21 protein-coding genes and 1 tRNA gene are annotated in these 19654 nt (G+C 67.1%); 8 read left to right on the top strand and 14 right to left on the bottom strand.

All coding sequences use genetic code 11. From position 1 onward, the window contains the following. Positions 1-7: 7 nt before the first annotated feature. The gene (locus CYAGR_RS15200) at positions 8-712 is read left to right on the top strand and encodes an N-acetylmannosamine-6-phosphate 2-epimerase (protein ID WP_015110732.1); all 705 of its coding nucleotides are present in this window, start codon (positions 8-10) and stop codon (positions 710-712) included. A gap of 36 nt (positions 713-748) precedes the next feature. On the opposite strand, the gene groL is transcribed toward CYAGR_RS15200, so the two are convergent. After that, positions 749-2416, bottom strand: a complete 1668-nt coding sequence (gene groL / locus CYAGR_RS15205; protein ID WP_015110733.1) for a chaperonin GroEL — start codon at positions 2414-2416, stop codon at positions 749-751. Positions 2417-2554: 138 nt separating this feature from the next. On the opposite strand from groL, the gene CYAGR_RS15210 reads away from it, so the two are divergent. Then, a complete protein-coding gene (locus tag CYAGR_RS15210) occupies positions 2555-2803 on the top strand; it encodes a hypothetical protein (protein WP_043325977.1) in 249 nt (82 codons plus the stop codon). Positions 2804-2859: 56 nt separating this feature from the next. Here the strand turns inward: CYAGR_RS15210 and CYAGR_RS15215 are convergent, their stop codons facing one another. The 4 genes from CYAGR_RS15215 to CYAGR_RS15230 are packed head-to-tail and all read right to left on the bottom strand — an operon-like array spanning position 2860 to position 6197. After that, on the bottom strand, positions 2860-3588 hold the full coding sequence (locus tag CYAGR_RS15215) for a class I SAM-dependent methyltransferase (RefSeq protein WP_015110735.1): 729 nt from the start codon (positions 3586-3588) through the stop codon (positions 2860-2862). Positions 3589-3600: 12 nt separating this feature from the next. Beyond that, positions 3601-4038: a GtrA family protein gene (locus CYAGR_RS15220; protein ID WP_015110736.1), complete on the bottom strand. Its 438-nt coding sequence runs from the start codon at positions 4036-4038 to the stop codon at positions 3601-3603. Then, a complete protein-coding gene (locus CYAGR_RS15225) occupies positions 4038-5027 on the bottom strand; it encodes a glycosyltransferase (RefSeq protein WP_015110737.1) in 990 nt (329 codons plus the stop codon). Before CYAGR_RS15225 ends, CYAGR_RS15220 begins: the two co-directional genes overlap by 1 nt. 6 nt (positions 5028-5033) lie before the next feature. After that, entirely contained in the window at positions 5034-6197 is a 1164-nt protein-coding gene (locus CYAGR_RS15230) for a DegT/DnrJ/EryC1/StrS family aminotransferase (protein WP_051017152.1), read from the bottom strand. 25 nt (positions 6198-6222) lie between these two features. Here CYAGR_RS15230 and CYAGR_RS15235 point away from each other — a divergent pair, with 25 nt between their 5' ends. After that, entirely contained in the window at positions 6223-6552 is a 330-nt protein-coding gene (locus CYAGR_RS15235) for a transposase (RefSeq protein ID WP_015109616.1), read from the top strand. 249 nt (positions 6553-6801) lie between these two features. Further along, positions 6802-7446 carry an IS3 family transposase gene (locus CYAGR_RS15240; RefSeq protein ID WP_083891361.1) on the top strand — a complete coding sequence of 215 codons (645 nt, stop codon included), beginning with the start codon at positions 6802-6804 and terminating at the stop codon, positions 7444-7446. Positions 7447-7568: 122 nt separating this feature from the next. On the opposite strand, the gene CYAGR_RS15245 is transcribed toward CYAGR_RS15240, so the two are convergent. The 5 genes from CYAGR_RS15245 to CYAGR_RS15265 all read right to left on the bottom strand — a co-directional run bounded on the left by CYAGR_RS15245 (position 7569) and on the right by CYAGR_RS15265 (position 13182). Next, positions 7569-8570: an NAD-dependent epimerase/dehydratase family protein gene (locus CYAGR_RS15245; protein WP_216593354.1), complete on the bottom strand. Its 1002-nt coding sequence runs from the start codon at positions 8568-8570 to the stop codon at positions 7569-7571. Between the two features lie 536 nt (positions 8571-9106). Next, positions 9107-10321 (bottom strand): hypothetical protein, encoded by a 1215-nt coding sequence (locus CYAGR_RS15250; RefSeq protein ID WP_043325979.1) that lies wholly within the window; start codon positions 10319-10321, stop codon positions 9107-9109. A 91-nt stretch (positions 10322-10412) separates the two neighbouring features. Further along, the gene (gene fabG / locus CYAGR_RS15255; protein ID WP_015110742.1) at positions 10413-11165 is read right to left on the bottom strand and encodes a 3-oxoacyl-[acyl-carrier-protein] reductase; all 753 of its coding nucleotides are present in this window, start codon (positions 11163-11165) and stop codon (positions 10413-10415) included. A 40-nt stretch (positions 11166-11205) separates the two neighbouring features. Continuing rightward, a complete protein-coding gene (locus tag CYAGR_RS15260) occupies positions 11206-12330 on the bottom strand; it encodes a potassium channel family protein (RefSeq protein ID WP_015110743.1) in 1125 nt (374 codons plus the stop codon). A 9-nt stretch (positions 12331-12339) separates the two neighbouring features. Then, on the bottom strand, positions 12340-13182 hold the full coding sequence (locus tag CYAGR_RS15265) for a glycosyltransferase family 9 protein (protein WP_015110744.1): 843 nt from the start codon (positions 13180-13182) through the stop codon (positions 12340-12342). Between the two features lie 79 nt (positions 13183-13261). Between CYAGR_RS15265 and ispD the strand changes: the two genes are divergently transcribed. Both ispD and CYAGR_RS15275 read left to right on the top strand, forming a co-directional pair. Next, complete coding sequence (gene ispD / locus CYAGR_RS15270) at positions 13262-13969, top strand: 2-C-methyl-D-erythritol 4-phosphate cytidylyltransferase (protein ID WP_015110745.1); 708 nt, start codon at positions 13262-13264, stop codon at positions 13967-13969. 8 nt (positions 13970-13977) lie between these two features. Beyond that, positions 13978-15042 carry a CpcT/CpeT family chromophore lyase gene (locus CYAGR_RS15275; protein ID WP_015110746.1) on the top strand — a complete coding sequence of 355 codons (1065 nt, stop codon included), beginning with the start codon at positions 13978-13980 and terminating at the stop codon, positions 15040-15042. Here the strand turns inward: CYAGR_RS15275 and CYAGR_RS15280 are convergent. Continuing rightward, complete coding sequence (locus tag CYAGR_RS15280; RefSeq protein WP_015110747.1) at positions 15029-15988, bottom strand: S66 peptidase family protein; 960 nt, start codon at positions 15986-15988, stop codon at positions 15029-15031. The two genes, CYAGR_RS15275 and CYAGR_RS15280, sit on opposite strands and share 14 nt — an antisense overlap. Before the next feature lie 6 nt (positions 15989-15994). Next, positions 15995-16888: a 4-hydroxybenzoate polyprenyltransferase gene (locus CYAGR_RS15285; protein WP_015110748.1), complete on the bottom strand. Its 894-nt coding sequence runs from the start codon at positions 16886-16888 to the stop codon at positions 15995-15997. A gap of 130 nt (positions 16889-17018) precedes the next feature. On the opposite strand from CYAGR_RS15285, the gene CYAGR_RS15290 reads away from it, so the two are divergent. After that, complete coding sequence (locus CYAGR_RS15290; protein ID WP_015110749.1) at positions 17019-18686, top strand: Ppx/GppA phosphatase family protein; 1668 nt, start codon at positions 17019-17021, stop codon at positions 18684-18686. A 66-nt stretch (positions 18687-18752) separates the two neighbouring features. Here CYAGR_RS15290 and CYAGR_RS19655 read toward each other — a convergent pair whose 3' ends face one another. After that, the gene (locus CYAGR_RS19655) at positions 18753-19400 is read right to left on the bottom strand and encodes a helix-turn-helix domain-containing protein (RefSeq protein WP_425386799.1); all 648 of its coding nucleotides are present in this window, start codon (positions 19398-19400) and stop codon (positions 18753-18755) included. On the opposite strand from CYAGR_RS19655, the gene CYAGR_RS19315 reads away from it, so the two are divergent. Further along, complete coding sequence (locus CYAGR_RS19315) at positions 19281-19607, top strand: hypothetical protein (RefSeq protein WP_245552545.1); 327 nt, start codon at positions 19281-19283, stop codon at positions 19605-19607. The genes CYAGR_RS19655 and CYAGR_RS19315 overlap by 120 nt on opposite strands. Here the strand turns inward: CYAGR_RS19315 and CYAGR_RS15300 are convergent. Further along, positions 19581-19652 (bottom strand) — tRNA-Val (locus CYAGR_RS15300). The two genes, CYAGR_RS19315 and CYAGR_RS15300, sit on opposite strands and share 27 nt — an antisense overlap. Positions 19653-19654: the final 2 nt, after the last annotated feature.

Below are 19654 nucleotides of genomic sequence, written 5' to 3' on the forward strand. Positions count from 1 at the left end.
CTACCCCATGGCGTCCTCCCGTCCCCTGCCTGAACGGGCCGCCCTCGGCGGTCGCCTGATCGTCTCGGTGCAGGCCCCAGAGGGATCCCCCCTGCGCGATCCGGCCGTGATCGCGGCGATGGCGGAGGCCAGCCTGCTCCAGGGGGCCGCCGGCGTGAGGCTCGAGAGTCCGGAGCACATCGGCGCGGTGCGCCGCCGCTGCCCTGACGCCCTGATCGTCGGTCTCTGGAAGCGCACCTTCCCCGGCAGCACGGTGTACATCACCCCCGGCTGGGAGGAGATCCGTGCCGTCTGGGCGGCCGGAGCCGATGTGGTGGCCATCGATGCCACCGAGCGCCCCAGGCCCGATGGCCAGGACCTGGAGGCCCTGATCGCGCGGGCCAGTCAGGAGCTGGGCGCTCCGCTGATGGCGGATGTGGACAGCGTGGCGAACGGGCTGCGGGCGGCGGCCCTGGGCTGCCAGTGGGTGGGCACCACCCTCTACGGCTACACCGAAGCCACCGCCTCGCTGCCGCCGCCGGCCTGGGACCTGCTGGGACCCCTGCGCCGCGAGCTGCCCGACGCGGTGGCCCTGATCTGCGAGGGGGGCATTGCCTCCAAACAGGAGGCGACCCGTGCCCTGGCCTGTGGGGCCGATGCCGTGGTGGTGGGAACGGCGATCACTGGCGTGGACCTGCAGGTGGCCGCCTATGTGAAGGCGATGGCCGGCTGAGCTTCGGCTCCACCGGCCCGCGGCGGCCCCCGGGGCTCACATCATCCCGGGCATGCCCATGCCGCCCATGCCACCCATTCCTCCCATGCCACCCATTCCTCCCATGCCGCCGTCGCCGGCAGGGGGAGCGGGGGGTTCCGGCTTGTCGGCGATCACAGCCTCGGTGGTGATCAGCAGCGAGGCGATCGAGACCGCATCCTGAAGGGCCAGCCGCACCACCTTGGCCGCATCCAGGATGCCGGCGGCGAGCAGATCGTCGTAGCTGTCGGTGAGGGCGTTGTAGCCCTTGCCCTGGCTCAGCATCTGCTGCACCACCACGTCACCGTTGGCGCCGGCGTTGATGGCGATCTGGCGGGCCGGGGCCGCCAGGGCCCGCTGCACGATCTCCACCCCGGTGCGGACGTCGCCCTCGCAGCGGCTGGCCAGCTCACCGAGTTTTTCGGTGAGCTGCACCAGGGTGCTGCCACCGCCGCCGACGATGCCCTCATCGATGGCGGCCCGGGTGGCGTTGAGGGCGTCCTCGATGCGCAGCTTGCGGTTGCGAAGTTCGGTTTCGGTGGGGGCCCCCACCTTGATCACCGCCACGCCGCCGGCGAGCTTGGCGATCCGCTCGTTGAGCTTCTCGCGGTCGTACTCGGAGTCGGTGGCCTCCAGCTCCCGCTTGATGGCGGCCACCCGATCGGCCACGGCGGCGCGCTGGTTATCGGCGGCCACGATCGTGGTCGTGTCCTTGCTGATGGTGATGCGGTGGGCATGGCCCAGGTCGGCCAGGGTGGCCTTGTCGAGGGTCATGGCCCGGTCCTCGCTGATCACCGTGGCGCCCGTGAGGATGGCGATGTCCTCGAGCATGGCCTTGCGGCGGTCACCGAAGCCCGGCGCCCGCACGGCGGCCACCTGGAGGACGCCGCGGGTCTTGTTGACCACCAGGGTGGCCAGGGCCTCGCCCTCCACCTCCTCGGCCAGGATCACCAGGGGCCGGCCGCTCTTGGAGACGGCCTCCAGGACCGGCACCAGGTCGACCACGGTGCTGATCTTGCGATCGGTGATCAGCAGCAGGGGATTGTCGAAGGCGCATTCGCGCCGGTCCTGGTCGGTGACGAAGTAGGGGGAGGCGTAGCCGCGATCGAAGGCCATGCCTTCGGTCACCTCCAGCTCGGTGGCCAGGGACTTGGATTCCTCCACGGTGATCACCCCATCGGCGCTCACCTTCTCGACCGCTTCGGCGATCATGCGGCCGATCTCCTCGTCGTTGCCGGCGCTCACCGTGGCCACCTGGCGGATCGCATCCCCCGCCACGGCGCGGGAGCGCTCGGCGATGCCCGCCACCACCACGGCCGTGGCCTGCTCCATGCCGCGCCGCAGCGCGACCGGGCTGGCGCCGGCGGCCACGTTGCGCAGGCCCTCATGCACCAGCGACTGGGCCAGGACGGCCGCTGTGGTGGTGCCGTCGCCGGCGGTGTCTTTCGTTTTCGAGGCCACCTGCTGCATCAGCTTGGCGCCCAGGTTCTCGAAGGGATCCTCGAGTTCGATCTCCTTGGCGATGGTGACGCCGTCATTGATGATGTCGGGGGCGCCGTACTTCTTCTCCAGCACCACGTTGCGACCCTTCGGTCCGATGGTGACCTTCACCGCATCGACCAGGGCATTGACGCCCCGCTCGAGGGAATCGCGGGAGGCATCGGCGAACTGGATCAGTTTGGCCATCAGTGGGGAGACAATAAATGCGACCATGGCAGCGTCCCACAGGGACCCCGCCACCGGCATCCGCTCCTCGGTGGGGAAAGCCGAATGCCCCAGACCGGGAAGGCTGCGCCTCCTCTCGACGGGAGGTACGTTGGGCCCATGGAAGACCTGCTGCAGCAGACCCTGGACAGCGCTGGCACCGAATCCGGCCTTGTGCCTAGCAGTGGGGCCGATGGCATGGTGTTCCTGCTGATTGCCGCCCTGGGCCTGCTGATGGCCCTGGTCTACGTGCCGATACGGCTGTTCCTCACCCTCACGGCCCGCAGCCGTCGCCTGCGGTTGCTGCAGCGGATCCGAAAACTGAGGGAGGACCTCAGCACCAAGATCCCGGAATCAGGCAACCTTTAGCTGTGACGATCCTTGGATCTGTGCAGGTCCGTTGCTTCGCCCTGGCGACACGCTGTTCAGGACTTGGAGGCAGCAAGGAAAACCGAGCACCCGGTTGGAAAGGACAAACCGAGACGAAGCCATGTATGTTCTATTTTCGCCATGAAAGCAAAAGTGGTCTCCACCAGTGGTGAGTAGACCATCACGTCGCTGGTTGCAGCTTTTGGCGGTAAAATCTTACGGCGGGCGATGATGAGCGGGAAGATGATCGTGTTGACGTAGCTGGCCTCGAGAGGGCGCAGACCGCAGGATCTGGCCATGCGCGTCAGTTCGCTCCTGCGATAGCGGTGTTTCGTTTCCACCTGCTCGTCATGGTATGACCACATCCAGCGGTAAGCCGCCACGTTGATCACCATCACACCGCCGGGACGCAGGACGCGAGCGATTTCGTGCAGGGCCAGCGATCCGCCCTTGATCTGGGAGAGCACATCAGCACAGATAACGATGTCAAAACTGCAGGGGGGAAAGGGCATTTCCGTGATGGAGCCTTCAACGATTCTCGCTGATGTGCGCTCACGGGCCAGGGAGCACGCGATGGGCGAGAAGTCAAGTCCGGTCAGTGTCCAGAGGGGTTCCTGGCTGGAGAGGCAGCGGATCAGACCGCCCGTTCCGCAGCCGGCATCGAGAACGGAGGCTGGCTTGCCTCTCCACGGCCGCAGGGGAAGTAACACTCTCTGATGGAGAGCATGGAAATACCACATCCGATCCTCCGTTTCGGCAAGCTTCCTGTACTCATCGAGTTGCATCGGATTGGAGGCTTATGGAAGCGGATTAACGCGATCGAGTTTGGCTCGAGCACCCTGGTCGGAGTACAACAGGCGAGTGAGAAGAAACGAGGCAACGCTCCAAAGCAGGTAGGTGATCAGGGCGATCAGCCACTTGCCTGCCCCGGCGTGCTCCAGTGCCAAGCCGCTCAGGAATGCAAGGCCGAACCCGAGGATCTGAATCTGTACATAGCCAAGCAGAAGTCTGCCGCTGAACCTCACACGAAAGGTGATGCGTGAATGGGAGTAGGCATTGACCAGGATGCAGATTCCTCCCGCCAGGGCAAGGCTGGAGGAGGTGCTGCCCGTGAGACTGATGAACAAGCCATACAGCAGAAAATAGAGGGCTTCACCCAGCAACCCCACGATGCCGAAGCGCACCAGAGTGATGCGAAGAAACGGGAACCGACGCAGCCGGGAGAAGCATTTCATCACGTTCTTGCTACCCAGTCTTGCTGCCGGTCCTGAGGTGGTTGGATGCATCCACACCACTCGATCGAGCGAATATGGGCCTGTGGTTTACCGTAAACCGTGAGATAGACCCGTCCGACGTATTCTCCCATGACACCAAGCAGCAGACACTGGATGCCGCCGAAGAAGAGGATCGAGGAGATGACCGAGGCCCAGCCCACCACTTCCACCGTGCCGAAGATGGCGGTGATCAGAATGTAGAGGAGGCTCAGCCCACCCAGTGCTGCTGCCCCCAGGCCCACGAGGGTGGCGAAGCGGAGGGGCATCAACGAAAAGCTGGTAAGGATCACGAGCCAAAGCCGGATTAGACGGCGGAGGTTGTAGCCACTACTCCCGGCCTCTCGCGGATCATGCCGCACATCCAGACTGCCGATTCGATTGGTGGACTGGGAAAGCAGACCATCGATGTAGACATAGGGGCTACTGTTCACGGCAATGTGCTCGCCGATGAGTCGGCTCACGCAGCGGAAACTGGACAGGTAGTAGGAATCCGGCAGATCGAGGAGGAGCCTGGCGGTGAGATTGGCGAAGCCACTGCCGGCATTCCGGAACAGATTGTGCTTCTTGACAATGTAGTTTCCGTAGACCACATCCAGTTCCTGCAAGCGGGCATGTTCAAGCATGCGCAGGGCTTCCTCGGGAGGATTCTGTAGATCATCATCGAGGTTGATGAAATACTCTCCCTGTGCATGGCGGTAGCCGGTGAGCACGGCCTGATGTTCGCCATAGTTGCGGGTATGACGCACCACCAAAGCAGCTAATGGTGAATGGCTTAGCCTTCGCCGAAGGACCGAATAGCTGTCATCCGGGCTGCCATCATCCACGAAGATGACCTGCCATGGCTGGGGATAATCGAGAGACTCCAGACGGGAAACGAGCGTCTCAATGGTGCTCTCGCTCCTGTAGATCGGTATGATGAGGCTGAAGGCTATACAAGGAGATGTCGACATCGCAAGTTATGTGTCGCCCAGGATGGAACGTAAATGGGCGCTGATCAACATCACATCCTCTTCCTTGAGGTAGGGGTTCAAGGGAAGGGATACAACACTTGCCGCCAGATTCTCAGTGCGAGGGAGGTGATACTGCGGAGCCTCCGGTCGTTTGGCGATGTACGCGTGCTGGTGACAGGCCAACGGATAATGAACGGCGTAGGGAATGCCATCAGCGGCTCCCCTGGACAGAATGTCCTGCCGCTTTGCCGGGTCCACCTTGATGACGAAGAGGTGATAGCTATGCGACCAGTTGACACCGTCCTTCGGCAGATGGATCCCCATACGGCTGGCCCATGAACCGAGAAGCTCACGATAGTGGTTGGCGATGCGTCTTCTGGCTTGGATTCTTTCGTCCAGATCCGAGAGTTTTCCACTGAGAATCCATGCCTGGACTTCATCGAGACGGCTGTTGATCCCGAACTGCACAGCCTCCCTTTGCTGGTCCCAGCCATACAGCCGCATGCGTCGGGCTATGGCCAGGAGGGATGGGTCCGCCCGCCTGCCGAGAACGAGCATGCCCCCATCGCCCAGGGCGGCCAGGTTCTTCGTGGGGTAGAAGCTGAAAGCGGCGAAATCCCCCCATGTGCCGATCGGATCGCTTTCGTAGAGTGTGCCCGTAGCCTGAGCACAATCCTCGATCAGGGCAAGGGCGTTGCGGTCACAGAGTTCCCTGAGGGCTCGAAGATCGCAGGCTTCTCCGTAAAGATGCACCGCGATCACGGCGCGGATTCTTGCGGAGTTTCCAGAATCGGCCAGGAGACGTTCCACCTCCCGTGGGCAGAGCACTGGACGGTCAGGTTCAACGTCGACGAAAAGGGGATTGGCACCGATCCGCAGGATTGCCGCCACCGTGGCATAGGCGGTGAAGGAGGGAACGATCACACCGTCACCGGGTTGCACGCCGGCGCAGCGCATGGCCAGTTCCAGAGCCTCGGTGCCGTTGGCCACTCCCAGGCAGTGGTCGGCCGAGAGACCTCTGCCGAGCCAGGCGGCAAAGCCTTGCTCAAAGCCACGCACACCCTCCGCGAGGATGGTCTGCCCTGAACCCACGACCCGTTCAACAGCCGCAGCCACGACCTGACGATAGTGGGCTTCCCCCGATTCTGAGGACAAGTCGACAAGGGTCACGCCATGACCACCAGACTGTCCATCGATGACCAACCCAACCAAGACTCGGCGCCGATTCACGGCGCAGCAGAAGGTGGAGGCCGTGGAGCTCTGCCTGCAGGAGGGCCTCTCCTGCAATGCCGTGGCCCAGCGGCTTGGCCTTCCCTCCAGCAGCCTCGCTCGCTGGGTGAGGCAGGCCCGCATGGATCGCGGCCAGGCCGGACCCAGGGACCAGGGCCTGCTCAGCAGTGAGGAGCGCGCTGAACTCAGCCGGCTCCGCAAGGAGAACCGCGAGCTCAGGAGGGAGAAGGATTTTTTCAGGCTGGCGGCAGCGCACTTTGCCAAGGAGCAGCTGCCGCCGAGAGGTTTCGCCTGATCGACCAGCTCGCTGATCAGCATTCCATCTCCTGGCTGTGCCGGCAACTGGGCGTGGCCCGCAGTGGGTTCTACGCCTGGCGGCAGCGGCACGAGGCGCCGGGAAAGCGAGCGGCTGAAAACGCCCGACTCACCGCTGAGATCCAGGCGGTGTTCGGCGAGCACCGGGGCTTCTACGGCTCGCCTCGGATCCACCAGGAACTGCGCGCAGCCGCCCACCCGGGGGGACGCCACCCGTGTCGCTCGGCTCATGCGTCGTGCCGATCTGCGGGCCAGGACCCGAAAGGCGTTCCGGCCCTGCAGCAGGGCCAGCAGCGGAGCCGCTGGGGTGGCGGAGAACCTGCTGCAGCAGGACTTCCAGCCCCCGGCCCCGAACCGCTGCTGGGCCGGCGACATCACCTACATCCGCACCAGCGCCGGCTGGCGATACCTGGCGGTGTGGATCGATCTGTTCAGTCGCCGTGTGGTGGGTTGGACGCTGAATCAACGCATGGATGCCGCCCTGGTGATCGAGGCCCTCAACCGGGCCCTCGGCCACCGGCAGGTGGAGCCGGAGCAGCTGCTGATCCACACGGATCAGGGCAGCCAGTACCGGGCCAGCGACTACCGCGACCGGCTGGCCAAACACGGGATCCTCTGCAGCATGTCCGCCAAGGGATGCTGCTGGGACAACGCGGTGGTGGAGAGCTTCTTCTCCACCCTCAAATTGGAACTGGACCTCGATGACGATCGGGCAGTCCTAATTTCACCGCAGCAGCTGCAGCGCGATCTGGCCTTCTGGATCGAGGGCTACTACAACCGCGAGCGCCGCCATTCAACGGTCGGTTACCTGAGCCCGATCGACTACGAGCAGCGGTTCATCGCTGCATCTACACTCACCTTTGTGACCCCCTGATCGCTGTCCACGAAATCGGGGGAACCCCATAGTGATGGCTGTCCATCAGCGGGAAATTGCAGCGTTCCCGCAGTGTCATGGTTGCAACTGAGTTCATGGACGGGGGAGTCGAGGAGACAACATCAGACGTAGTGGCGCTGATTCAACGCGTAGAAGGCGATGGTGCGCTCCAGTGTCTGGTCGAGAGGGATCCGGGGACTCCATCCCGTCATCCCTGTGAATTTATCATGGCTTGAGTAGTAGTCACCGATGTCGATCTTGCGACGATCCTCCGGATAGTCCTTGATCACCAAGTCGCCGGTTCCATGGAGGCTGATCATCGACTCCGCCAGTTCCCGCAGGCTGATTCTCTTCTCACTGCCCAGGTTGAAGACATGGCCATAGGTTCGCTCGTCCCAGGCTGCGGTGAGCAGGGCGTTGATGACGTCTTCAACATCATTGAAGTCCCTCAGCTGTTCGCCACCCCAGACTTCGATCGGATCGCCCTCCAGCAGACGCTTGATCCAGATTCCCACGAAGGTCTGACGGGCGTCCTTGATGCGCATTCGGGGCCCGATGGTATTGGTGAGTCGGAGAATGCAGGACCTGATCCCGTAAAGATCATGATACAGGCGATAATATTGTTCTGCGGCGTATTTGTGGATACCATTGATGTCCACTGGGGAAATCGGATGATTCTCGTCGACCGGTAGATAGTGTGGACGGCCATAGATCTGTCTTGTGCTGGCAAACACGATGCGGATGGTGGGGTTGATCCGGCGACAGGTCTCAAGAAGATTTAATTGCGCAGCGCAGTTGATGTTCAGATCCGTATGCGGATCGGACATCGAGTCCATATGACTGGTCTGGCCAGCAAGATTGAAGAGATAGTCGACGCCCGTCAGCAGAGGTTTCAGGGAGAAAGTGTCGCGAATGTCGGAATAGTTGATGCGAATCTGCCCTTCGCATTCCTGCAGGTTGAAAAGATTACCGCCATACTCCGGAACCAGGCTGTCGATGACCGTTACCCGCCCCCCCAGGCCAACCAGGCGAAGAGCGAGAGTGGACCCAATGAATCCGGCCCCACCCGTGATGAGGATGTTCTTACCCTGCCAGGACTCAGCTGCAGTGTCCAAGGGCGTCACCTGTGGAGAGCTTGTTGGAATGAGAGGCGTGACTGATTGTGAGCATGGCACCTGAACAGGCTGCACTCGGCCTAGACAGTTTCGAGATCGAATTTCTACAACCACCTGAATGGTAGCTGAAGGACGGACGGGTAGCAGCGTCTTTCCGAGCAGCCAGCCATGGGTTGCAGCACTGGGCCGTCATGGCCATGGGTCGAATCCTGAAGCAGACAGGACGTGCGCCATCGTTCAGCGGTCGCACACCTTTTGCCGTACGAACACGATGATCCAGCGGGTGCCGCTCCTGGCATCGCCGATGCGCCCTTGCCCTACAACCGGATGGCGACAGCCTTGGGATAGGGCACGCAGCTCCCCTGTGAGATCGTGGCCGCGATCGATCTGGCTCTAATAAGTTCTGTTGAGCTTGCAATGAATCGATACGGAAGTATGGTTCTCTGTCCGGTCTGTGATCCTTTATCTGCGCTTGTAGGGCTTGGTAGACGTCCAGACAGTGGAACGCGAAAAACTCGATCTCTGCGAAGAAATGTGACCTGCTCTTAGTAGAAGTGTGAGCCTTGGCTGAGCTTATCGAGATTGATCAGTTGAAGCACGATCGTCAGCCACCCACAGGCCATGAACGTGGGCTTGGCGTATCTGAGTTGGATCTCGGAGCAGCCAGCCGCAACAACGCAAAGCACCAGGGGAACATATCTGGCAAGATATCTCACGTGAATCCAGGTGAGAAGGGAAGCGGGCAGCAGTGTGAAGATCACAAGAGCCAGGATACACAGGATGGGAAACCGAAGCCGTGGGATCCAGCATCGCGAAACGATGAGGAGGGCCATGGGAATCAACATGAAGCGAAACGTCTCAATGAAAGTGAGGAGGCTTTCAAAGAAACAGATGCTGAAGAAGTGGAGATATTTTCTTGGAAACCGCTGGATCACGTCAAGCACGGAGTTGGCGCCTGGAAACTGAGCGGCCGCAAAGCTTGTCCAATCCATGTTTGCTGGCTCAACATATCCGGAGAACTGATGGGGGGCAAACATCCAGTTGTATGTGATGCTGAATGTCAGAAAGCTCCTGCCGACGCCGAGCAGCTCCGGGCCATGCACGACCAGGCCGGGGAGTACAAGCAGGGCGAACCATGCAAGGACGGCGATGGGGATGATCGTTGCGCGTCTCGTTGATATCCGTCGTTGATACAGATACCAGACCAGGGTCAGGGCTGGGATGCTGAGAAGTAATTCGATCTTGCACAGGCCGAAGGCCACCAGAAAACCGGCGGAGAGAAGTGGATGGCATCTGTTCATGGCACAGACGATGAACAGGCCCAGTAGTCCGCCTGCGATCACTTCACTGGAGGGCTGAAGAAGTTGGCTACCGGAGGTTGCGATGACAAGCAGGGTGATGGGGCGCCAGGAAGGTGCCTTGATGATTGTCTTGCAGAGCAGATAGGCGGACACCAGATACAGCGCGGCCGACAGTGCTCTGATGTGCCAGTTGAGGGTCTGCGGGGACGTTGGGATGAGAAGCTTGTAAGCACCTGCGATCAGCGATGGTGTGATGCCGCCGGCATGGCCAAGAATGGGGTAGTGAAAGACCCAGTTGCCCTCCGATCGGCCGAGTCTCAGGTCGGCGGTTGAAACGAAGTGCTGATCCATGGGCCATGCTGGAACGGTCCCGCTCTCCCTGAGGATGAGGGCAAAGCTGGCCAGCAGCGACAAGAGTAGTAGGACAAAGAGATATCGATCCTGCGCTTCCTTGAACATCGGTCGCAGTATTGACTTCCTTGTCGCGTTCAATGTCTATCTCACGAAGTGTCTCAGTGTAGCCCTCGCTCCCAGCAGGAGTTCAGCGGATTCAGCGCATCACCATGCCGCCATCCACCTGCAGCACCTGGCCGGTGATGTAGGCCGCGGCAGGATCGGCTGCCAGGAAGCACACCGCCCCCGCCACTTCGGCGGGCTGGCCCATGCGGCCCAGCGGGATGGAGGCGAGAATCGGCTCCTTGTCGAGGTTCCGGGTCATGTCGCTGTCGATGAAGCCCGGGGCGACGGCGTTCACCGTGATGCCGCGGCTGGCGAATTCGGCGGCGGTGCTGCGGGTCAGGCCGATCACGCCGGCCTTGGCGGCGCTGTAGTTGGCCTGCCCGGGGTTGCCCATCAGGCCCACCACCGAGGTGATGTTGATGATGCGGCCGCGACGGGCCTTGAGCATGCTGCGGCTGACGGCGCGGGTGCACAGGAACACCCCGGTCAGGTTGAGGTCGATCACGCTCTGCCAGTCGGCGGTCTTCATCCGCATCAGCAGGCCGTCGCGGGTGATGCCGGCGTTGTTGACCAGCACGTCGAGGCGCCCTTCGGTGTCCAGCACCGCCTTGACCATCGCCTCGACGCCCGCCTCGTCGGCCACATCCGCCTGATGGCTCCAGGCCCGGCCCCCGGCCGCGCTGATCGCCCCCACCACCTCCTCGGCCGCCTCGGGCGAGCGGGCGTAGTTCACCACCACCGTGGCTCCCGCCTGAGCCAGGGACTCGGCGATGGCCCGGCCGATCCCCCGGCTGGCACCGGTCACCAGGGCGACCTGACCGGAGAGGGGAGCGGCGCTGGACATGGCGGCGGGAGCAGGGTGAGGCGATCGTATGCCTGTCGGCTCAGTCGGCCATCTGGTCGGCACTCTCGAGGGCCGGGCCGAGCACATCGGCGAAGCGCTGCAGCTGCTCCTTGCTGCCCATCACCACCAGCAGCTGGCCGGCCTCCAGGCGGATGTCGCCGCCGGGGTTGGTGACCAGCGTGGCCTCCGGCGTGCCGTAGGTGGTGCCCCGGTAGGAGTAGGGATTGACCACCGCCGGCGCCGGGGTGCGGATGGCCAGCACCTGGGCGCCGCTGCGGCGGCCGAACTGCATCTCCGCCAGGCTGCGGCCCTGGAGCTCCCGGAGCCGGGAGGGGTCGTCGCTGAGCTGGAACTCCTCCACCTCGCAGTCGGAACCGGCCAGGAGCTCCATGAAGTCGACGGCGAGGGGCCGCAGGGCGGTGGCGGCCATCACCCGGCCTCCGGCCACGTAGGGACTCACCACCTGATCGGCCCCGGCCAGGCGCAGTTTGCGGCCCGCCTCGGCGCTGTCGGAGCGGGCGATCAGCCGGCAGCGGGGGGCCAGTCCCCGGGCGCTGAGCACCACGTAGAGGTTGGCCGCGTTGCTCGGCAGTGCTGCCACCAGGCTGCGGCAGTGGTGGATGCCCGCCTCCAGCAGGGTTTCGTCGAGGGTGGCGTCGGCGAACAGCACCGGCAGCCCCCGCTCCTCCGCCGCATCCCGGCAGCCGGCGTCCATCTCCACCACCAGCAGGGGCACCTTCTCCCGGATCAGCTGATCGGCGATCTCCTGGCCGATGCGGCCGTAGCCGCAGAGAATCACGTGGTTGTTCATGCTTTGGACCCAGGTGCGGAATCGGCGCTCCCGCAGGCGCCGGAAGTAGCCGGTTTCGGAGAGGCCCACCAGGTTCTGGATCGTCAGCTGCACCACCACGAGCCCTCCGGCGAGGGAGAACACGGTGACGAGCCGGCCGGCGGTGGACAGGGGCTCCACCTCCCCGTAGCCGATGGTGGGGATGGTGATCGCCACCATCCAGTAGCAATCACCCCAGTCCCAGCCCTCGGTGATCCGATAGCCGATGGCGCTGGCGTTGACCACCACGACCAGGGCGATCAGGGGGGTGATCCAGGGGCGGCGCGCCCGGGCGGAGGGGGGGCGCTTCCTGCGGGCGAACCACAGGCGACTCATCGGCGTGGCTCAGCCCAGGCCGAGGGCCCTGAGCACGTCGTTGCTGGGGAGGTCACGCAGGTGGCCATCGGAACCCAGTCCTTGTACTCCGTCGCGCACCGGCAGGCTGTCGCTGCTGCGACCCAGGGCCACCACCGGCGTGCCGCTGAGCAGGGCCAGTTCGATCGTCACCGGATCGCTGGCCAGGACCACGTCGCTGGCGGCCACCAGGGCGGCCCGGCCGGGGATCTCGGCCGCCGTGGCTGGCGGCAGCTGCTGGCTGCGCAGGCCGGGGAGGCTGGCGGCGATGCGGCCCGGGAGCTCCTGCCAGGCCGTCTCGGGCCAGTCGCCGGGGCGGCCGGAGGGGGCCAGCAGCAGCATGGGCCCGTCGCCGGCCGGCAGCGCGGCCATGGCCTCGTCGAGGGCGGTTCGGGGCAGGGCCAGGCGGAAAGCGGCGGCCTCCAGCCGCACCCCGATCGGCCGCAGGTAGGCCTCAAGGGCCTGGGCCGGCCAGAGACCCTGGGACACCTGCACCTTCTCGGTGGCGGAGAAGCCCCCGGCCGCCATCCGGTTGGGGATGTGGCTCATCGAGAGCATCAGGTCGACCTGGCGGCCGGCCGCCAGATTGATGCAGGCCTGGAAATCGGGCTCCCGCACCGAACCCAGCAGGTTGGCCCAGTCGGCCAGGGTGGCGTCGCCGAAGTTGAAGGGGATCACCTTCTCCACCGCCGGCAGCAGCTTCCAGAGGCCGGCCAGCGTCGGGTGGCAGACCATCTGGATCTGGAACCGGAGCTGTTCGGCGGTGGCCGCCACGGCTGGAAGCGCCTGCAGCTGGCTGGCGCCGTCGCCCGGGATCAGAAACAGTGCGCGCATCGGGCGTTCGGTCAGGCGGGCCTCGCGGCCTGATTGTATGGAGAGGACTCCAGTGTTCCGCCCGGGCGGCCCATCGCTTGTGCATTTGCTGATCGCCGCCGCCGGCAGCGGGCGCCGCATGGGCGCTGCCACCAACAAGCTGCTGCTGCCCCTGGCCGGACGCCCAGTTCTGGCCTGGACGCTGGACGCCGCCCTGGCCTGCGGGGCCATCCGCTGGATCGGGGTGATGGGCCGTCCGGAGGACGAGGCGGCGATCGGCGCCATCCTGGCCGCGGCCGAGCCCCGGCGGTCCCTGGCCCAGCCGGTGGCCTGGATCGTCGGCGGCGACACCCGCCAGGAGTCGGTGCGGCTGGGCCTGGCAGCCCTGCCGGCGGATGCCGAGGCGGTGCTGATCCACGACGGTGCCCGTTGCCTGGCGGAACCGGAGCTGCTGGAGCGTTGCGCCACGGCCCTGAAGGAGGCGATGGCCGAGGGGGCCGGCATCATCGCCGCCACCCCCGTCACCGACACCATCAAGCAGGTGGATGGCCGCGGCGTGATCACCGCCACCCCCGAACGCAGCGGCCTGTGGGCGGCCCAGACGCCCCAGGGCTTCGGGGTGGCCCAGCTGCGGGAGGCCCACGGGCGGGCCGAGCGCGAGGGCTGGAGCGTCACCGACGACGCCGCCCTCTACGAGCGCCTGGGGCTGCCGGTGCGGGTGCTGGAGGCGCCCCCTTCCAACATCAAGCTCACCACCCGTTTCGATCTCACCATCGCCAGCGCCGTGCTGGCGGCCCGCGCTGCCTGAGTTCGCCGATGGACAGCCCCACCCAGCTCGAAACGATCGCCACCCGCTGGCAGGGGTCCTTCCATAACCGGCGCCAGGTGGCCGCAAACGTGGCCAGGGGCGGTCCGGCGGCGCCCGAGCTCACCCGGGAGCTGCGCACCCTGGAGGTGGAGCGGCTGCAGGCGCCCCAACTGGGGGAGGTGGTGCTCTATTTCCAGGAATTCCGGGCCAGTGCCCCCCAGCTGGCCCACCGCCAGCGGGTGGTGGCGCTGCGTCAGGATCCGGACCGCGGCGCCGTCCGGGCCGAGCAGCTGTTCTTCAGCGGCGGCCCCACCTACGACCGTCCGCCCCTGGCGGCCTCCCTGGTGCAGGAGCTGGGCCCGGAGGCCTTCGACCGCCATCCAGGCTGCGACCTCTTTTTCGAGGCGGAGCCGGCCCTCGACCGCTTCCGCGCCCGCATGGATCCAGGCGCCTGCCGCTATCGGCATCCCCAGGACGGGGAGGTCTGCGCCGAGTTCGAGATGCTGCTCCATCCCGACCAGCTCTGGTACCGGGACCGCAGCCTGCGCCTGGCCGACGGGTCGGTGCGGGGCGAGGTCGACGGCTTCAGCTGGCTGCTGTTCGACCGGGCGGCGGGAGCGGCCGAGCTGCCGGCTCTGGTGGGGCAGCAGGGGGTGTGGCGCGGCAGCTTCCGTCGCTACGACGCCGGCGGCGGCCTGCTCGAGACCGTCACCAGCAGGGTCACCATCCGGGTAGTCCAGGAGGCTGGCCACTGGCTTTACCACCAGAGCAACCTCCTGGGCCCCGAGGACGCTCCGCTGCGGCGCATCGAGGCCCGCGGTGAGATCCACTCCGGCCGGGTGTGGTTCGCCAGCGAGCGCTACCGGGGCTGGGCGATGGACCTGCCGGGGGAGCAGCCGGCCGCCGGCAGCGTGCTGGTGATGCACCCCCACGACCCCGCCGACCCCGAGGTCCACGAGATCATCAGCTGCAGCCCCGATGGCCGCCGCCGCTGGCGGGTGGCCCAGATGCTGAAGGAGGGGCGGCTGGTGGGGCGCACCGCCATCGACGAGGAGAGGCTCACGGGCGACTGATGGGCCCTCCGGCGCGATCGATGAGGCTCAGCCGGCCCCTGTCAGCGTCGAGGCGGGCCCGCACCCCCAGGGGCAGGGCGGCATTGACGTCGCCGTGGCCCACCGGCAGGCCGGCCAGCACCGGGATCCCCAGATCGGCCGTGCGCTCCCTGAGCACCTGCTCCAGGCTGAAACGCGAGCCGTCGCCTTCGGGGTCGGTGGGATCGCCGCAGCCCTCGAAGCTGCCGAAGCCGATGCCCCCCAGCCGCTGCAGGGCGCCACAGAGGCGCCAGTGGGTGAGCATCCGGTCGACGCGGTAGGGCGCCTCCCCCACGTCCTCGAGGATCAGGATCGCCCCGTCCAGGTCCGGCAGGTGCGGCGTGCCCAGCAGGTGGGTTGCCACGGTGAGGTTGGCGGCCAGCAGCGGACCCTCCACCTGGCCGCCCACCCAGGGCTCCCCCTCGAGGTCGGCCAGGGGCTCGCCGAACAGCAGGGCCCGCAGCCGCTCCCGGCTCCAGGCCGGTTCGGCGGCCAGGGTGGTGAGCAGGGGGCCGTGGATGGCGCCCCCCTGGCCCGTCGCCAGCCGGTGCCACAGCAGGGACGTGACATCGGAGAAGCCCAGCAGCCAGCCCCCGGCCGCTTCCAGCGGGCGCTCCAGCAGCCGCGCCGATCCCCAGCCCCCCCGCACGCAGGCCAGCAGGTGCGCCGGCTTCCCCGGAGCGGCCTCCGGGTCCAGATCGCCGGCCCGCTCGGCGTCGCGGCCCGCCAGATAGCCCCAGCGGCGCGGCGGCAGCCGGGCGGGATCGTCATCCAGCGCCAGGCCCCAGCCGGCCAGCACCGCCAGCCCCGCCTGCAGCCGCTCCAGATCGGCCAGGGCGGAGCTGGCCGCCACCAGCCGCACCCGGTCGCCCGGACGCAGGGCCGGTGGCTGGTGGGGCGGCGGCTGGGGCGGCAGTCCGGCGGCCATGGCGAATCAGGCGCTGGTGGAGAGGATCACGGCCAGCAACAGCAGTCCCCCGAGCCACACCTGGACGGCGAAGTGGCGCCCATAGGCGCTGCGGGGCAGGTCGGGGCTGCGCAGCCGGGCCGCCTGCTGCTGCATGGCCAGGGCGGCCGCCGCCCAGGGCAGCCAGAACGACAGCCCCGCCCGCCCCTGCAGCAGCACCGCCAGGGCGAGGGCGGCGCAGGTGAGGCCGTAGCAGAGCGCCACCGCCAGGGGGGCCCGGGCCCCCAGGCTCAGGGCGCTGCTGCGCACCCCCAGGCGCCGGTCGTCGTCCCGGTCACTCATGGCATACACGGTGTCGAAGCCGAAGGTCCAACTCACCGCCGCCAGCCAGGTGAGCGCCAGGGGCCAGCCCCCGGCGCTGCCCTGCAGGCTGCCCTGGGCCGCCGCCCAGGGCAGCAGCACGGCGAAGCCCCAGCAGAGGGCCAGCACCAGCTGGGGGTAGGCGAACCAGCGCTTGGCGGAGGGATAGAGCAGCACCAGGGGCAGGGTCGCCAGGGCCAGGCCCACACACAGCACCCGGCTGGCGGCGGGCAGGGCCAGCAGGGCCGCCAGTGCCACCCCCAGGCAGAGCAGCAGCAGCACGGTGGCGGTGCCCACCCCGAGGCGGCCATCGGCCAGGGGCCGGTGGCGGGTGCGCTCCACCAGGGGATCGATGCGCCGGTCCCAGAGGTCGTTGGCCACGCAGCCGGCACCGCTCACCGCCAGGCCCCCCAGCACGATCCAGGCCACCAGCGGGGCCGGGGGCGGCACGGCCGGGCCCAGCCAGAGGGCCCAGCCGGCGGGAATCAGCAGGATCAGCCGGCCGCTGGGCTTGTGCCAGCGCAGCAGCTCAAGCCAGGCCGGAGCGCGGCCGGGGGCCATCGGGACGTTCACCGCGGACAACGGTCGGTTGGCGGCACCCTATCCAACTCCCCAGGGCAGCGTTCCCGCGGCCGGATCCGGAGCGTCGCCCGGTGGCAAAGTGGCGCCGCCGCCGCCCGGGCCGACCCCCATGCCCCCGATTCCCGATCCGGCGTCCGCCGCGTTGGCTCCGGTCCCCGTCCCCACCAGCGGTGGGGAGAGGCGGGTGGCGGCCATCGACATCGGCACCAATTCCATCCACCTGCTGGTGGCGGCGATCGATCCGCTCCTGGGCAGCTTCTCGGTGGTGGTGGCGGAGAAGTCCACCACCCGCCTGGGGGAGAGGGATCCGGAGACGGGGGACCTCACCCCCGAGGCGATCGAGCGCGCCTTCCTGACCCTGCGCCACTGCCGCGACCTGGCCACCAGCCACGGGGTGGAGCAGATCGTCACCGCCGCCACCAGCGCGGTGCGCGAGGCCCCGAACGGCCGTTCCTTCCTGCAGGGCCTCCAGGACCAGCTGGGACTGGCGGTGGATCTGGTCAGCGGGCCAGAGGAGGCCCGCCTGATCTACCTGGGGGTGCTCTCGGGCCTGTCCTTCGGCGATCAGCCTTACTTCATTCTTGACATCGGCGGTGGCTCCACCGAGCTGGTGCTCGCCGACGGCCGCGATGCCCGCGCGCTCACCAGCACCCGCATCGGCGCGGTGCGTCTCCAGCGGGAGTTCTGCCGGGAGGATCCCCTGACGCCGGCCCGCCGGGGCTTCCTCGAGGCCTACATCCAGGGGGCGATGGATCCGGCCGTCGCCGAGGTGAAGCGGGAGCTGCGTCCGGGGGAGAAGCCCGTCCTGGTGGCCACCAGCGGCACCGCCATGGCGATGGCGGCCCTGGCCTCCGCCCAGGACCCCAATCCGCCCCTGAAGCTCGACGGCTACCGCCTCGGCCGGGCCCGCCTGGATGAGATCGTCGAGCGGCTGGTGGCGATGACTCCGGACCAGCGCCGGGCCCTCACCGCCATCAACGAGCGCCGGGCCGAGATCATCGTCCCCGGTGCCCTGATCCTCCAGACCACCATGGAGATCCTCCAGGTCCGTGAACTGGTGGTGTGCGAGCGGGCCCTGCGGGAAGGCCTGATCGTCGACTGGATGCTGCGCAACGGCCTGCTGGTCGACCGCTTCACCTTCCAGAGCACGATCCGGCGCCGCACCGTGCTGCACCTGGCCCGCACCTACGGGGTGGACACGGGCCGGGCCGACCGGGTGGCCAGCCATGCCCTGAGCCTCTACGACCAGACCCGGGGCCTGCTGCACGATGACGACGGCGACGGCCGGGCCCTGCTGTGGGCGGCGGCCCAGCTTCATGCCTGCGGCAAGCACGTCAACATCGCCGCCTACCACAAGCACACCTGGTACCTGATCCGCCACGGGGAGCTGCTGGGCTATTCCGAAGCCGAGCACCTGATGGTGGCGGCGATCGCCCGGTACCACCGGCGCAGCCTGCCCAAGAAACGCCACGAGTCGTGGCAGCTGATCGAAGCCGGCCAGCACCGGCACACCGTGTTCACGATGGCCCTGCTGCTGCGGCTGGCCGCCGCCCTCGACCGCAGGCCCGCCTCCGGGATCGCGGCGATCACCGTGTCTGCGGACACCGACCGGGCCCATCAGTCCCGTGGCTTCACGATCGGCCTGCAGGCCGGGGCGCCGGCCACCGGGGAACCTCCCCTGGATCTCAGCCTGGAGGAGTGGAGCCTCCGTTCCTGCACGGACCTCGTGCTGGAGGCCACGGGCCTGCGGCTCACGGTGAAGCAGGCGTCGCCTTGAAGGTGCGCCACACCACCTGATCGATCCTGCCGAGGGTCTGGGGCGCCAGGGTTCCGGCGCTGGCCGTCACCAGGTCGGGCCGGCCGGCCAGGACCCGCAGGCCGCCGCCCAGGGGGAAGCGTTTCTCGCCGGTGAAGGTGCCGCGGAACAGGGTCTCGCCGGCGGCCGTGCGCACCTCCAGCCAGCTGGGCTGGCGGCTCTCCAGCAACAGCTGATCCGGCGCCGGCCCTGGTGCCGCCGGGGCAGGGGCCGGTGCGGCGGGCGGGCCGGACGCCGTGGCCTGGCCGGGGGACGCGGCCGGTGACGGGACCCCGGCGGCCTGGGGGGAGGGGACCCTGCCCTGCAGGCCCGCCACCGCCACGGCACCGCCGCCCAGGAGAACCAGGGCCGCCCACAACCAGCCGGGGGGCCGCTGCGGCGGGCGGGGGCCGTCGGGGTCCGAACCTTCCGCTGCAGGGGGGGCCTGGCGACGGGGCTGCGCCCCACCCGCATCAGACGGCTGGTCTGCAGGTCGCTGATCTGCTGGCTCACGTCGATCCCCAGGGCGCCCGCCACCCGCTTGGCCTGGGCCACCACGAACACCGCCTCCGGCAGGTGACGGTGGTCGCCGGTTTCAAGGGCCGTCAGCTGCTCGGTGCCGAGCCGCAGCCGGTCGGCCAGATCCTCCAGGCTCAGGCCCTGCTCACGACGGGCCGCGGCAAGCCGTTCGCCCAGCTCGACAAGTTCCGGGATCGGAGTGCTCCAGTCCTCTGCGGCCATGGTCGCGGCAGGAGATTCGGGCAAGGGCAGGGTCTCCTGATGCGCTGCGTAGCCAGCAGTATGACGAGCGGTCCTGGTGACGACCAGAACCCGCTGCTGGGGACCCTACCGGTGGGGAAGGCAGGAGGAAAGACATGGGCGATACTGGATTCGAACCAGTGACCCCTTCCGTGTGAAGGAAGTGCGCTACCGCTGTGCTAATCGCCCGT

Origin of the sequence: Cyanobium gracile PCC 6307 (assembly GCF_000316515.1) — a bacterium.
In the GTDB taxonomy this organism is placed as follows: Bacteria; Cyanobacteriota; Cyanobacteriia; order PCC-6307; family Cyanobiaceae; genus Cyanobium; species Cyanobium gracile.

What these genes read in the sequence shown, in the direction of transcription:
- CYAGR_RS15200 (WP_015110732.1), top strand. Translation starts at nt 8, where the DNA reads ATGGCGTCCTCCCGTCCCCTGCCTGAACGGGCCGCCCTCGGCGGTCGC.
- groL (WP_015110733.1), bottom strand. Translation starts at nt 2,416, where the DNA reads ATGGCCAAACTGATCCAGTTCGCCGATGCCTCCCGCGATTCCCTCGAG.
- CYAGR_RS15210 (WP_043325977.1), top strand. Translation starts at nt 2,555, where the DNA reads ATGGAAGACCTGCTGCAGCAGACCCTGGACAGCGCTGGCACCGAATCC.
- CYAGR_RS15215 (WP_015110735.1), bottom strand. Translation starts at nt 3,588, where the DNA reads ATGCAACTCGATGAGTACAGGAAGCTTGCCGAAACGGAGGATCGGATG.
- CYAGR_RS15220 (WP_015110736.1), bottom strand. Translation starts at nt 4,038, where the DNA reads ATGAAATGCTTCTCCCGGCTGCGTCGGTTCCCGTTTCTTCGCATCACT.
- CYAGR_RS15225 (WP_015110737.1), bottom strand. Translation starts at nt 5,027, where the DNA reads ATGTCGACATCTCCTTGTATAGCCTTCAGCCTCATCATACCGATCTAC.
- CYAGR_RS15235 (WP_015109616.1), top strand. Translation starts at nt 6,223, where the DNA reads ATGACCAACCCAACCAAGACTCGGCGCCGATTCACGGCGCAGCAGAAG.
- CYAGR_RS15240 (WP_083891361.1), top strand. Translation starts at nt 6,802, where the DNA reads ATGCGTCGTGCCGATCTGCGGGCCAGGACCCGAAAGGCGTTCCGGCCC.
- CYAGR_RS15250 (WP_043325979.1), bottom strand. Translation starts at nt 10,321, where the DNA reads ATGTTCAAGGAAGCGCAGGATCGATATCTCTTTGTCCTACTACTCTTG.
- fabG (WP_015110742.1), bottom strand. Translation starts at nt 11,165, where the DNA reads ATGTCCAGCGCCGCTCCCCTCTCCGGTCAGGTCGCCCTGGTGACCGGT.
- CYAGR_RS15260 (WP_015110743.1), bottom strand. Translation starts at nt 12,330, where the DNA reads ATGAGTCGCCTGTGGTTCGCCCGCAGGAAGCGCCCCCCCTCCGCCCGG.
- CYAGR_RS15265 (WP_015110744.1), bottom strand. Translation starts at nt 13,182, where the DNA reads ATGCGCGCACTGTTTCTGATCCCGGGCGACGGCGCCAGCCAGCTGCAG.
- CYAGR_RS15275 (WP_015110746.1), top strand. Translation starts at nt 13,978, where the DNA reads ATGGACAGCCCCACCCAGCTCGAAACGATCGCCACCCGCTGGCAGGGG.
- CYAGR_RS15280 (WP_015110747.1), bottom strand. Translation starts at nt 15,988, where the DNA reads ATGGCCGCCGGACTGCCGCCCCAGCCGCCGCCCCACCAGCCACCGGCC.
- CYAGR_RS15285 (WP_015110748.1), bottom strand. Translation starts at nt 16,888, where the DNA reads ATGGCCCCCGGCCGCGCTCCGGCCTGGCTTGAGCTGCTGCGCTGGCAC.
- CYAGR_RS15290 (WP_015110749.1), top strand. Translation starts at nt 17,019, where the DNA reads ATGCCCCCGATTCCCGATCCGGCGTCCGCCGCGTTGGCTCCGGTCCCC.